This is a genomic window from Gluconacetobacter dulcium, assembly GCF_014174165.1.
GTDB classification, from domain to species: domain Bacteria; phylum Pseudomonadota; class Alphaproteobacteria; order Acetobacterales; family Acetobacteraceae; genus Gluconacetobacter; species Gluconacetobacter dulcium.
The window spans coordinates 141,985-155,424 of the sequence record NZ_JABEQN010000005.1 but is presented as its reverse complement, the minus strand read 5'-3'; the positions used below and the strand labels follow the sequence as shown (position 1 = coordinate 155,424).

Here is a 13,440-nt window from a genome sequence, read left to right as displayed (position 1 = left end):
CGTTGTGAGAACTTTCACGGCCAGAACAAACGGCGAAACTTCACTCCCTCCTGCATTACGCCGCCTGGCTCTCGGCAAATTGTGGCTCGCCGCCCTTGTCGGGCTGGCGGGCGAAGCCGGAACACTCTCCGCCGCCCACGCCGCCACTCCGGTGACGGCCCCCGCAGCGAAGACCGGCATCTACAGCGGTGCCGATGCGTCGCATCCGGGGGTCCTGGTCCAGCCGAAGGGCACCGTGTCGGCGAAAAAGGCCGATCCTGGCACGAACGCCGCGAATGGCTATGATCGCAGCAATCATCACCATGCGATCGAACTGGATGCCCTGACCGACCAGGAGGGCCTGTCGTGGCTGCTGCCGTCCGAAGTCGATGCGCAGCGGCGCACCGACATGTCGGACCCTTATTACGTGCCGACCGGTGCCGCCGGGCATCTGGTGCCGCAGATCATGCCGTTTCGCAAACGCCTGCAGGATAAAGGCTTCACCTTCTCGCTGACCTACAAGGCGGAAGGCATGGGCAACATCAATGGCGGCATCCGGCGCGGCATGGATTACGTGCACGAATTCACGCTCCAGATGGTTTTCGACCTGGGAAAGATGTCGCGCTCGCTGGATGGCTGGACCGTGCATACGCTGGTCATGAACCGCGCCGGACGCGAGATTTCGCACGATCTTATCGGCGATTATTATATCAACCTGATGGAGGTCTATGGCCTGTCGGGCCATGTCGTGGCGCATCTCGTCGATTTCTATGCCGAGAAAAAGGCGTTCGACAACCGCCTCGACGTTGCCTTCGGCCGTATGGCGCTGACCCACGTCTTCGCGACCTCGCCGCTGCTCTGTTCGTTCATGGTCACCTGCTCGGCGCCCGTGGCGCTGAAGGTCGATCCGGCCTTCGCCGTGTATCCGAAGGCGACCTGGGGCGCGCGGGCACGCTTCCGCCCCACACGCGATACCGCCATCCAGGTGGGCGCCTACGAGGTGCAGCCGCTGGCCGACGGCCCCAGCGGCTGGGCGTGGGCCAGTGAAAACGCGACCGGGCTGATGCTGCCGGCGGAATTCACCTGGGAGCCCTATCTGACGCGCGACAAGCTGCCCGGCCATTATGTGCTCGGCTACGCCCACGACACCACGCGCTACCCGGACGCGCTGGGGACCAAGCCGTCCTATCTGGTCGCGCAGGCGGGGCGTGAGCGCAGCGCGCCGATGGATATGTTCTGGTTCGAAAGCGAGCAGATGATCTATCGCAAGGGCGGCCCCGGCCAGATGGCCGGCGGGTACCTGATGGCCGGCTATATCCATAATACGCCGCATGTCGCGTCGATTTCCGACCAGGCCTATGGCGGCATCTCGTTCAACGGGCTGATTCCGGGACGCACGACCGACCGGCTGGGTATTCTGTATTCCTGGTATCATGTCAGCGACCGCAAGCGGGAGGGGCAGACCATCGCCCAGGATGCCGGCCTGTCGCTGGGCAGACAGGTGACCGGGCCGCAGACGGACTCCCACGTCATCGAGGCGTATTACGGGATCGACACCTGCCCTGGGCTGCTGATCCAGCCGGAGTTCCAGTACATGATCCGCCCCGGCGAAACGGGGCATATCCCCGATGCCGCCGTGGTGGGCCTGAAGGTGGTCGCGTCGCTGTAAAATCCCCTTCCGGACCCCTGCCGGCCCGCCTGCCGCATGGCCGCCACGCGGCCGGCGGGCCACAGAGAATTTGACTTGATGCCTCGCCCGCCCACATCATGCGGGTGGAGGCGAAATGGCCCACCCGCCGCGGCGCGTGGGCCATTTCGCGTTCCATTATGGCCAACCACACCGATATCCGACGACACCGGACAACGAAACGATAAGGTTCCGATCTCCATGATCCCCGCCCTGATGCCCACCTACAACCGTGCCGATCTCGCTTTCGAGCGGGGCCAAGGCTCCTGGCTGTACGCGGTGGACGGGCGACGATTCCTGGATCTGGGGGCGGGGATCGCGACCTCGTCGCTGGGGCATGACCATCCGCAACTGGTCTCGGCCATCGCCCAGCAGGCGGCGCGGGTGATGCATGTGTCGAACCTGTACCGCGTGCCGCAGGCCGAGCGGCTGGCCGCGCGGCTGGTCGCCGCCAGCTTTGCCGACAGCGTCTTCTTCTGCAATTCGGGCGCCGAGGCCAACGAAGGCATGGTCAAGATGATCCGCCGGGCGCAGGCCCATGGCGGCCATCCGGAGCGCACGCGGATCATCTGCTTCAACGGCGCCTTCCATGGCCGCACGCTGGCCATGCTGTCGGCCACCGGCAACCCGAAATATCTCGACGGGTTCGGCCCCGTGGTCGAAGGATTCGACCATGTGCCGATGAACGACATGAACGCCGTGCGCGCCGCAATCACGCCCGAGACCGCCGGCATCATGATCGAACCGGTACAGGGCGAAAGCGGCGTCAACATCGCCGATCCGCGCTTCATGCAGGAACTGCGCGCCGTCTGCGACGAATTCGGCCTGTTGCTGGGCATGGACGAAGTGCAGAGCGGCATGGGCCGCACCGGCCGGCTGTTCGCCCATGAATGGTCGGGGGTGACGCCCGACGTGCTCTCGACCGCCAAGGGCATTGCCGGCGGCTTCCCGATGGGCGCCGTCCTGGCCACCGAAGCCGTGGCGCGATATCTGACGGCGGGTTCGCACGGCACCACCTTCGGCGGCGGCCCGCTGGCCTGCGCCGCGGCCAACGTGGTGCTGGACGTACTGCTGGCCCCCGGCTTCCTGAACCAGGTGCAGACGCGCGGCACGCAACTGGCCGAGGTGCTGGATTCGCTGGCCGGCGAATTCCCCGACCTGTTCGCCCAGTGGCGCGGCATCGGCCTGATGCTGGGCCTGCGCTGCCTGGCCCCGGTCGCGCTGATGCAGGATGCGGCGATGCATGAAGGCGTGCTGACCGTTACCGCCGGCGACAACGTGCTGCGTCTGGTGCCCCCGCTGGTGCTGACCGAGGAAGATTGCGCCGAGGCCGGTCGCCGGCTGCGCCGCGCCGCGCTGCGCCTGCGCGCCCATCAGGCCGCCGCCGCGCAGAATGCGGAGAACGCGGCATGAACGCCCTGCCTGCCGTCCCCGCCACGCACGCCGCACCGCGCCATTTCCTGGAACTGCGCGATTTCGACAGCGCGACCCTGCGCGCCATCCTGGATGTGGGCAGCCGCATCAAGCACATGCAGCACGGGCGGGCGCGCCCGCTGCATCCGCGCCTGCCGCTGCTGGGCCGCACGCTGGGGCTGATGCTCTCCAAGCCCTCCACCCGCACCCGCGTCTCCTTCGAGGTCGGGATGCGCCAGTTGGGCGGCGAGGTGATCCTGCTCTCGCCGGCCGACATGCAACTGGGGCGGGGCGAGACGATCGCCGATACCGCCCGCGTGCTGTCGCGCTTCGTCGATGCCATCGTGCTGCGCACCGGCAACGCGACGGCGCTGCACGAGCTGGCGCACTGGTCGAGCGTGCCGGTGATCAACGGCCTGACGCCGCATTCGCACCCGGTGCAGATCCTCGCCGACATCATGACGTTCGAGGAACATCGCGGGCCGATCGCCGGCCGGACGATCGCCTGGATCGGCGATGGCAACAATGTCGCCACTTCGTTCATCGAGGCGGCACGGCTGTTCGGCTTCCGCCTGCGCCTCGCCTCGCCGAACCGTCATGCCCCGCCAGCCGAAACCGTGGCCTGGGCCAGGCAGGGCGGTGCCGACATCACCCTGACCACCGACCCGCGCGAGGCCGTCGCGGGGGCGGACTGCGTGGTGACCGATACCTGGGTCAGCATGTCCGACAGCGAGTCCGCCCAGCGCCTGCTGGCCTTCGATCCATACCGGGTCACGGCCGGGCTGATGGCCCTGGCCGCGCCCGATGCCCTGTTCATGCACTGCCTGCCCGCCCATATCGGTGAGGAAGTGACCGAGGACGTGTTCGAAGGCCCCTGCTCGGTGGTATTCGACGAAGCCGAGAACCGCCTGCACGCGCAGAAGGGCCTGCTGGTCTGGGCGCTGGGCGGCGAGCACTGGCAGGATTATGGAGAAGAGGACGCGTCGCGATGACAGGACCGGCCGAAACGCCCGCCCACCCGACGACCACCGAGGACGTTCCGTCCACCCCCGGCTGGGTGGAAGGCAGCGTGGAGGCCGCCTTCGCCACCCTGCCCTGTTCGGGGCCGGGGGTGATGGTCCTGCGCAACGCCTATCTGGACTGCCTGGCCACCGCGCCGCGCACCGAAGACCTGGATGCGGCGCATGATCGCTGCCGGCAGGCGCTGCTGAAGGCCCTGGCGGCCCGTGAGAAGATCGGGCCGGAGGCGTTGCGCGCCTTCGAACTCCGGCTGGAAGCCCTGGAAGCCGAAATCAGCGCCCGTATTTAAGAAGACGGCCTGACACGCCCTCCGTTCGGAAGCCCCCGTATGATCGATACCCCCGCCTTTCTCGATGCCCACCGGCCGGATGTCCCCGACTTGGTGATCCCTCAGGGCGTGACGCCGTTCTATCTGGCCGGACGGCCGGTGCGCGGGCGGCTGGTGCGGCTGGGGGCGCTGGCGGATGCGCTGCTGAGCCGGCATGACAACCCCGACATCGTGCTGCGTCTGGCGGGCGAGGCGCTGGCGCTGGTCGGCGGCCTGGCGTCCGCGCTGAAATTTCAGGGGTCGTTCTCGCTCCAGGCCAAGGGAGACGGCCCGGTCTCGCTGCTGGTGGCGGACTGCACCCATGCCGGCGCGCTGCGCTTCCATGCCCATTCCGACGACGACGCGGTGGCCGCGCTGGCGGCGACCGATCCGGATGCCGACGCGGCCCGGCTGCTGGGCGGCGGCTATCTGGCCTTTACCGTCGACCAGGGGCCGGACACCGACCTGCACCAGGGCATCGTGGCCATGACCGGCCCGTCGCTGTCGGAGATGGCCGCCCATTATTTCGAGACCAGCGAGCAGCATGCCTGCTGGGTGCGGCTGGCCTGCGCGCATACCGATGCCGGCTGGCGCGCGTCCGCCCTGATCCTGGAGCGCATCGCGACCGAAGGCGGCATCGCGGCCATCACGCCGCCGGAAGGCGACGAGGACGACATGTGGTCCACCGCCATGACGCTGGCGGCGACGGTGACCGATGCGGAACTGCTGGATGACGACTTGTCGTCCGAGGCCCTGCTCTATCGCCTGTTCCATGCCGAGGATGTGTGCGCCGACCGTCCGCGCGCGCTGGCCTTCGGCTGCCGGTGCAGCCGGGCGCGGCTGTCGGGCATTCTGGAGACCTTCGGCCGCGAGGATCTGGACCATATGGCCGAGGACGGCACCATCAGCATGCATTGCGCGTTCTGCAATATCAGTTTCCGTTTCGGCCGCGATGAGGTGGGCGGCCCCGTAACGGATTGACCGGGCGGGCACGGAACGGCAGTTTTCTCGCGACGTCCCGTATCGACCCCACCGTCGGAGAACCCCTTCATGCGTCCGTCCCGCCGGGCTGCCCGGTTGCCCATGCTACTTCTGCTCGCCTGTCCGCTCCTGCCGCTTGCGGCGTGCAGCGATGGGCCGCCGCCGAATTTCGCGCCGCTGCGCTACGACTACCTGCCGGTGCTCCGCCTGAATGTGGCGACGATCAATGTTGTCGATAACGGGCAGCCGGGCACGGTGCCGGGCGATATTTCGGGGCGCGCGCCCACGCCGCCCGACCAGGCGCTACGCCAGATGGCGACCGATCGGCTGATGGCGGCCGGCACCACCGGCGCCGCCGTCTTCACCATCGACCGGGCCTCGATCCTGCATCAGCCGGGGGGCACGCTGGAAGGGCAGATGGATGTCCATCTCGACGTCTCCAGCCCCAACGGCCAACATGCGGGCTATGCCGAGGCCCATGTGCGGCGCACGTTCGGCTCGACCGCGTCGGACAGCGACGGCAACGCGGATTCGCCGGCGAATCTCTATGCGATCACGTCGCAGATGATGAAGGACATGAATGTCGAACTGGAATTCCAGATCCGGCATCATCTGACGGACTGGCTGGTCGATACCGCCGGCACGTCGCCGAGCGCGATCCAGCAGCAACAGCTCGGCGCGCCCGGCAGCCCCGACGCGGCGGCGACACCAGCGGTCGCGGCTGCCCCCGCAGCGGCAGCGGCCCCCGCCGCGCCGGTTGCCCCGGCACCGGCCGCCGTGCCCAGCGAACCGAATGCGATCTTCCCGACCGGTGGCCCGGCACCCGACGCCGCCGCCCCGGCTCCACGCGTGCAATCGCCGCAGCCCGGTTACCTGACCTTACCGCCCGGAACGGCCACGGGCACGGCAACCGGCACGGCCGGCACCAGCAACGGCTATTGAGCCTACGTATGAGGGCGGCGGAGGTGATCCGCCGCCCTCGTGCGTTCCATGTTGGCGGCACGTCTCAGGGCGCTGCCCTGAAACCCGCCAAAGGCTGCGCCTTTGGAAACGCATTTGTTGATCGACGGGCCTTGGCGGCCGCCGTGTCATTCTTTCAGCGCATCCAGCACCAATCCGCTGGTCAGGATCTGCGGCAGAATTTTCTTCTGCCCGTTCCCTGGTGGATAATAGATATAGAATGGCACGCCCGCCCTTCCGTGCGCTTCCAGAAACGCGCTGATCGTGGCGTCACGATTGGTCCAGTCGCCCTTCATGTAGACCACATGCCGCGCGCGGAACGCCGCCTGTACGGGAGCGGAGGAGAGGGCCACCCGCTCGTTCACCAGGCAGGAGATGCACCACGCGGCCGTCATGTCGACAAAGACCGGCCGCCCCTGCGCCTGAAGCGCCGCCAGACGCGCGGGTGAAAAAGCCTCGGTGCCGGCAGGGCCGGACGCGACCAGACCGGCATCCGCCCCTGCGCTGCCACCGCGCAGGCCGGGCAGCATCGCCATTGCCACCGCCAGCGCCATCAGGGCCAGGGCGCGGCACAGGCGGATCCGCCGTACCGGCCCGTCGCGCATGGCCATGCCCTGCGCCAGACCGGTCAGCCACGCCGCAAGCCCGACCAGCACCAGCCCGGCGCCCAGCACCGCGATCGCGGTCGCGCCCGCCTGCAACGCCAGCACCCACATCAGCCAGACGCAGGTGGCCAGGATCGGGAAGGCCAGCCCCTGGCGCAGGATATCCATCCACGCGCCGGGGCGCGGCAGGAAGCGCGCCAGCGCGGGCACGCCGGCAAGGACCAGATAGGGCGCGGCCAGCCCGGCGCCCATGGCGATGAACACCGCCATCGCCACCCAGGCCGGCGCCGTGAGCGCGCCCGCGATCGCGGCGCCCATGAAGGGCGCGGTACAGGGCGTGGCGACCAGCACGGCCAGCACGCCGGTCATCGCATCCCCCAGATAGCCGCCGCGCGTGACCCCGGCGCCGCCCAGTGCCGCAACGCCGTTGCCCATGCCGAACACGCCCAGCAGGTTGAGCGACACGGCGAACAGCAGCCAGCACACGGCGGCGACAAAGGCGGCGGACTGGAACTGGAAGCCCCAGCCGGCCACCGCCCCGGCCGCGCGCAGCGTAAGCATGATGCCGCCCAGCACCATGAACGCCCCGACCACGCCGGCCGCATAGGCACCGGCTCCGGCGAGACGCGCCATGGTATGCGCGCCGGCCAGACGGGTCAGCGCCATCGCCTTCATCATCAGGACCGGGAACACGCAGGGCATCAGGTTCAGGATCAGCCCGCCCGCGAAGGCCAGCAGCAACATGCGCAGGTCGCCCGCGACCCCCTCCGGCGCGGCTCGGGGCGCCGCCACGGCGGGAGCGGCCGGGGCTGTGGCTGGAGATTTGGCGGGGGCGGCCGTCGCCAGACCGGGGCGGGCGGCGATCGACAGCGCGCGCGTCTCGCCCGCCGGGTCCTTCAGCATCAGCACGCCGTCCAGCGTGGGGGCCGCATGGAACGCATCGCCCGGTTTCAACGCCAGGGTCAGCGTGCCGTCCGCGACCTTCAGCGGCTGGTCGGCGTCCTGGTCGATGGCGCCGGTCACGAGGGGCATGAACCAGGCATCGCGCACGGCGGCCGGGATCAGGCCCTCGCCCGTCAGGCTCAGCATCCCGTCAGGCGCGATCGTGGCGGCGAACGGCGACTCCATGGGGCGCGCCTGGACCGCGTGGGCGAACAGGGGCGCCTCGGCGGAAGGCATCGGCTCCCCGGCCGGCAGCGTCAGGGTGAACGTCCCCTGTTCGGGCACGCAGACCGAGGCGCAGACCAGCCACTCGGCGGTGGCTTTCAGCACCATCGGGGCGTCGCCCGCTCCGGAAGGCGTCAATGTGGCCGGCAGCAGCACGTCGCCAGTATAGCCGTAGGACATCAGCGGCCCGTCGCGCAGGCGCTCCGGCGCCGGCCACGCGATGGTGCCCGAAGTACCCGTGGCACCGCCGCTGGCCTGCACCGCGAGAGTCGGCGCCTCGCCCGCGTCGCCGGGATTGATCCAGTAGGTATGCCAGCCGGGTTTCAACCGCAGCCGCAGGCCCACCTGTAGCGTCGTGCCGGGGCGATAATGGTCGGTATCGGTCACCAGGGTGGCGATATCGCGCTCGCTGGTCTGCGCGGCGCTTTCCGCCGCCAGGGCATGGGGCGTGGGGGCGAGGCACAGGGCGACCAGCATCGGCACCAGCCACGACAGCAGCGAACCGGACAGGGACGACCGGGATTGGCGGGGTGCCGCGAACGCGGACAGGGACCGGGACAGGATCAAGAACGGAGGCTCCGGAAAATCAGGAAAGGCGAAGGACGGAACGGCGGTGCAAGCCGGTGGATTGCCGGTTCCAGGCCATGGACGCATAAGCAGGATATGGAATTCGATCCCGCCCTGCAAAGCCCCGCCCATCCCAGGGTTTCGATTCCGGCCGAGTTGCCGGTGAGCGCGATCCTGCCCGACCTGTGCGCCAGCCTGATGCAGACGCCCTCCGCCGTGCTGGTGGCCCCGCCCGGCGCGGGCAAGACCACCACCGTGCCGCTGGCGCTGCTGGATGCCCCCTGGCGCGGCGACGGGCGGATCGTGATGCTGGAGCCGCGCCGGCTGGCCGCCCGTGCGGCGGCACAGCGCATGGCGGCGCTGATCGGCGAGGAAGCCGGCGGGCTGGTGGGCTACCGCACGCGGCTGGAAGCCGCCGTTTCGGACCGCACGCGGATCGAGGTGGTGACCGAGGGGCTGATGGTGCGGCGCCTGCTGTCCGACCCGACGCTGGACGGCGTGGCCTGCGTGATCCTGGACGAAATCCACGAACGCTCGCTGGATGCCGATGCGGCGCTCGCCTTCTGCCTGGATACCCAGCGCAGCCTGCGGCCGGACCTGCGGCTGGTGGCGATGTCGGCCACCATGGACGGCGCCGCCCTGTCCGCGCTGATGGGCGCCAATCTGATCGAAAGCGCCGGCCGGGCCTTTCCGGTCACGATCCATCACGCCCCGCGCGACATCACCCATCTGCGCGACCTGCCCGATGCCATGGCACGCGCCATTCGCGCCGCGCTGGCCGAGCATGAGGGCGATATCCTGGCCTTTCTGCCCGGTGTGGGGGAGATCCGCCGCACCCAGACCGCGCTGGCGGGGGCGCCGGCCGAGATCCTGCCCCTGTATGGCGAGATGCCGCCGGGCGAGCAGGACCGCGTGCTGCGTCCCCGGCCGGAGGCCGGGCGGCGGGTGATCCTGGCGACTTCGATCGCCGAGACCTCGCTGACCGTACCGGGCGTGCGGGTGGTGGTGGATGGCGGCTGGCGGCGCAGCCCGCGCCTGGACCCCGGCACCGGCCTGACGCGGCTGGACACGGTGCGCATCTCGCGCGCCGCCGCCACCCAACGCGCCGGCCGCGCGGGGCGCGAGGCGCCGGGGGTGGGAATCCGGCTGTGGAGCGAGGCCACCGGGCGCGGCATGGCCCCGCATGACCGGCCGGAGATTCTGGACGCCGAACTGACCGGCCTGCGGCTGGACACCGCCGCGTGGCAGGCCGCCATGGGCACGCCGCCCGAGCAGTTGCCCCTGCCCGATGCCCCGCCCAACGGGGCGTTCGAGGCCGCGCGTACCCTGCTGGCCGCGCTGGGGGCAATGGATGAGGATGCGCGCGTCACCCCCGACGGCGAACGGATGGCCGCGCTGGGCGCGCATCCGCGTCTGGCGGCGATGATGCTGTCGGCGCGCGATGCGAGCGAGGCCGCGCTGGCCGCCGATCTGGCCGCGTTGCTGGAGGAGCGCGACCCGCTGCGCGCCCGACCCGCGCCGAGCGGCAGGGGGGGCGCCCCCGCCGTGCCGCCCGCCGATATCGCCCTGCGGCTGGACCTGATCGCCGGCGGCGACCATGCGGATGCCGATCGCGGCGCGCTGGTGCGCATCCGTCAGGCGGCGAACCAGTATCGCCGCCGGCTGGGGTTGCGCGGCACCGTCGCCGCCCAGGGCGACGCGGCGGCGCTGCTGGCCGCCGCCTTCCCCGACCGTATCGCCCAGCGGCGGGGGGAAGCCGGCAGTTTCCGCCTGTCGGGCGGCGGCGGCGCGAAGCTGGGGCGCGCGGACAGGCTGGCGGATGCCGGCCTGCTGGCGGTGGCCACGCTGCATGTGCGCACGGCGGCGGAAATCCGGCTGGCCGCGAAGCTGGACCCGGACAACCTGCCCGAGACCATCCGCCGCCGCGCCACCGAGCAGGTGGAAACGACGCTGGACCCGGTGACCGGCTCGGTGCTGGCGCGGCGCCGCCTGCGGCTGGGGGCGCTGGTGCTGCGCGACCGCACGGTGACGGCGGCGGCCGACGAGGTGGCGGACCTGCTGCTGCGCCAGGCGGCCGACCGGCTGGACACCACGCTGGGCTGGAAGCTGGCCGCCCGGCAGTTCCAGGCCCGCGTGATGCTGGCGCGCGCCCTGCCGGGCCATGAGGACTTGCCCGACCTGTCGGACACAGCACTGGCGGCGGAGGCGACAAGCTGGCTGGCCCCGTGGCTGGGCGGGCTGAGCCGCCTCTCGGAGGTCGCGGCGCTGGATGTGCTGGCGATGCTGCGCGCGCGACTGGACCATCCGCGCCTGACCTGGCTGGACCGGGCGCTGCCCACGGCGCTGGACCTGCCCGGCGGGCGGGTGCCGATCGACTATACCCAGCCTGTGCCGACGGCCTCGGCGCGGGCGCAGACCTTCTACGGGCTGCGCGCGACGCCGCGTCTGGCCGACGGGCAGGTGAAGCTACAGATCGCGCTGCTGTCGCCGGCCGGGCGGCCGCAGGCCATCACGGCGGACCTCGCGGGGTTCTGGACCGGCGGCTGGGCCGACATGCGCCGCGACATGCGCGGCCGCTACCCTCGGCACGACTGGCCCGAGAACCCGGCCGAGGCCGCGCCATCGACCGGGTCGCGACGGCCCGCGCGGACATGACGGCCGCGCGATCCTGATATAACGTGGTACCTTGCAACGCGCCGACCATGCGCCCTGACCAGGATTTCCAGCCCATGCGGCGGACGGCAAGCCGGCCTTTCTTTCTCGCCCCGCCCGCATTCGCCGCCGCGCTGGTGCTGTGCCCGCCATGGGCCGGCCCCGCGCTGGCCGACGATACGCCGCTGTTCGCGCCGCCGGTGCCGGCGATCGTGGCTTCCGGGCCGCTGACCTTCGCGCCGCTGGTGCGCAAGGTGGTGCCGGCAGTGGTCAATATCGCCGTGACGCAGGACGCGGATAATCCGGGCAAGCACCAGCCGGTGCCGCCGGGCGTGAAGGGCACGCCCTTCGAGCACCGGTTCCGCGACCGGATGCGCTCGCGCGGCGAGGAAATGCTGGGGGCCGGGTCGGGCTTCATCATCGACCCGAGCGGCGTGATCGTGACCAATACCCATGTGGTGGGCGAGGCCGACCGCATCACCGTCTCGCTGTCCGACGGCACCGAATACCCGGCCCGGCTGGTCGGCAGCGACGACCTGACCGATATCGCGGTGATCACCATCCAGGCGCCGCATCCGCTGCCCTTCGTCACCTGGGGCGACAGCCGGCAGGTGAATGTGGGCGACTGGGTGATGGCGGCGGGCAACCCGTTCGGGCTGGGCTCCTCGGTCACGGCGGGCATCGTCTCGGCGCGCGGGCGCGATATCGGCGCCAGCCCGTTCGACGATTTCCTGCAACTCGACGCCCCGATCAATCCCGGCAATTCGGGCGGGCCGTCCTTCAATCTCGGCGGGCAGGTGGTGGCGCTGAATACCGCCATCGTTTCGCCCACCGGGGGGTCGGTGGGGATCGGCTTCGGCATTCCCTCGGAAATCGTGGCGCCCATCGTCGCCGAACTGCGCCGCAGCGGGCATATCGATCGCGGCTGGCTGGGCGTGACCCTGGCCGATGGCGAGGGCCATGCCGGCGTGCGCATCACCGATATCGACCGGGGCGGGCCGGCGGCGAAAGCGAAGCTGCGAACCGGCGACATCGTGCTGACCGTAGGCGAGGAACCGGTGGACAGCGCCCGCACCCTGATCCGCGCGGTGGCGGCGGAACGGCCCGGATCGACCGTGCTGGTGCGCATCAGCCGGCACGGTAGCGAACTGACGGTGCCCGTGATCGTCGCCCATCGTCCGGCGGACATGGACGACTAGCAACCTCCGTCGCACTGGCCAGCCCCCCGCTGGGCGGGTAAGGTCTTCGTTTGGTGCGGAGAAGCATGCTTCGACCGTGCCGATGCGCAGCCAGAACGGAGCGGGACCGACATGCATATCCTGGTCGTCGAGGATGATCCGACCGTACGCAATTTCGTCGCCAAGGGCCTGCGCGAGGCCGGGCATCTGGTCGAACCGGTGGATAACGGCAAGGACGGGCTGTTTCTGGCGGTCAGCGAGAATTTCGACCTGATTATCCTGGACCGTATGCTGCCGGGCGGCATCGACGGGCTGCGGCTGCTGGAGACGATCCGCGCGCAGAACAACACCACCCCGGTGCTGCTGCTGTCGGCGCTGGCTGATGTGGACGACCGCGTGCAGGGCCTGAAGGCGGGCGGCGACGATTACGTGACCAAGCCCTTCGCCTTCAGCGAATTGCTGGCGCGGGTCGAGGCGCTGTCGCGACGCGGCCGCAACGAGAACGCGCCCCAGACGCGCCTGAACGTGGCGGACCTGGAAATCGACCTGCTGTCGCGCAGCGTGCGGCGCAACGGCCAGCGGATCGACCTTCAGCCCCGCGAATTCAGGCTGCTGGAATATCTGATGCGCCATGCCGGCCAGGTCGTGACCCGCACCATGCTGCTGGAAGGCGTGTGGGACTATCATTTCGACCCGCAGACCAACGTGATCGACGTCCATGTCTCGCGCCTGCGCCAGAAGGTGGACAAGCCCTTCGATTCGCCGCTGATCCATACCATCCGCAACGCCGGCTACATGCTGCGCGCGGACTGAGGCAGGACAAGGCACATGCATATCCACGCCCCGCACCGCCCCCGCGCCCTGAAAACCGCCGCACGCGCCGGATCGCTCCGGCCCCGGACCGGCGGGCATTAGGGGCGGGGT

Annotated in this window: 10 protein-coding genes; 9 read left to right on the top strand and 1 reads right to left on the bottom strand. The window is 70.2% G+C overall.

Annotation, left to right across the window (positions count from 1 at the left end; translation table 11 throughout):
* Positions 1–79 precede the first annotated feature (79 nt).
* The 6 genes from HLH25_RS06050 to HLH25_RS06025 all read left to right on the top strand — a co-directional run bounded on the left by HLH25_RS06050 (position 80) and on the right by HLH25_RS06025 (position 6,329).
* Positions 80–1,648, top strand: coding sequence for a carbohydrate porin (locus HLH25_RS06050; RefSeq protein WP_408869945.1), 1,569 nt, complete (start codon positions 80–82; stop codon positions 1,646–1,648).
* A 219-nt stretch (positions 1,649–1,867) separates the two neighbouring features.
* Positions 1,868–3,079, top strand: coding sequence for an aspartate aminotransferase family protein (locus tag HLH25_RS06045; protein ID WP_182973212.1), 1,212 nt, complete (start codon positions 1,868–1,870; stop codon positions 3,077–3,079).
* Positions 3,076–4,071 carry an ornithine carbamoyltransferase gene (gene argF, locus HLH25_RS06040; RefSeq protein WP_182973211.1) on the top strand — a complete coding sequence of 332 codons (996 nt, stop codon included), beginning with the start codon at positions 3,076–3,078 and terminating at the stop codon, positions 4,069–4,071. The genes HLH25_RS06045 and argF overlap by 4 nt, the downstream gene beginning before the upstream one ends.
* Entirely contained in the window at positions 4,068–4,388 is a 321-nt protein-coding gene (locus HLH25_RS06035) for a hypothetical protein (RefSeq protein ID WP_182973210.1), read from the top strand. Before argF ends, HLH25_RS06035 begins: the two co-directional genes overlap by 4 nt.
* A gap of 39 nt (positions 4,389–4,427) precedes the next feature.
* Positions 4,428–5,387: an Hsp33 family molecular chaperone HslO gene (gene hslO / locus HLH25_RS06030; RefSeq protein WP_182973209.1), complete on the top strand. Its 960-nt coding sequence runs from the start codon at positions 4,428–4,430 to the stop codon at positions 5,385–5,387.
* A 69-nt stretch (positions 5,388–5,456) separates the two neighbouring features.
* A complete protein-coding gene (locus HLH25_RS06025; protein ID WP_182973208.1) occupies positions 5,457–6,329 on the top strand; it encodes a hypothetical protein in 873 nt (290 codons plus the stop codon).
* Positions 6,330–6,475: 146 nt separating this feature from the next.
* Here the strand turns inward: HLH25_RS06025 and HLH25_RS06020 are convergent, their stop codons facing one another.
* Positions 6,476–8,596 carry a protein-disulfide reductase DsbD family protein gene (locus HLH25_RS06020; protein WP_246401536.1) on the bottom strand — a complete coding sequence of 707 codons (2,121 nt, stop codon included), beginning with the start codon at positions 8,594–8,596 and terminating at the stop codon, positions 6,476–6,478.
* 186 nt (positions 8,597–8,782) lie between these two features.
* On the opposite strand from HLH25_RS06020, the gene hrpB reads away from it, so the two are divergent.
* The 3 genes from hrpB (at position 8,783) to HLH25_RS06005 (ending at position 13,329) form a co-directional block, all read left to right on the top strand.
* On the top strand, positions 8,783–11,341 hold the full coding sequence (gene hrpB / locus HLH25_RS06015; protein WP_182973207.1) for an ATP-dependent helicase HrpB: 2,559 nt from the start codon (positions 8,783–8,785) through the stop codon (positions 11,339–11,341).
* Between the two features lie 74 nt (positions 11,342–11,415).
* Positions 11,416–12,537, top strand: a complete 1,122-nt coding sequence (locus tag HLH25_RS06010; protein ID WP_182973206.1) for a S1C family serine protease — start codon at positions 11,416–11,418, stop codon at positions 12,535–12,537.
* A gap of 111 nt (positions 12,538–12,648) precedes the next feature.
* Positions 12,649–13,329, top strand: a complete 681-nt coding sequence (locus tag HLH25_RS06005; protein WP_114725534.1) for a winged helix-turn-helix domain-containing protein — start codon at positions 12,649–12,651, stop codon at positions 13,327–13,329.
* Positions 13,330–13,440 lie beyond the last annotated feature (111 nt).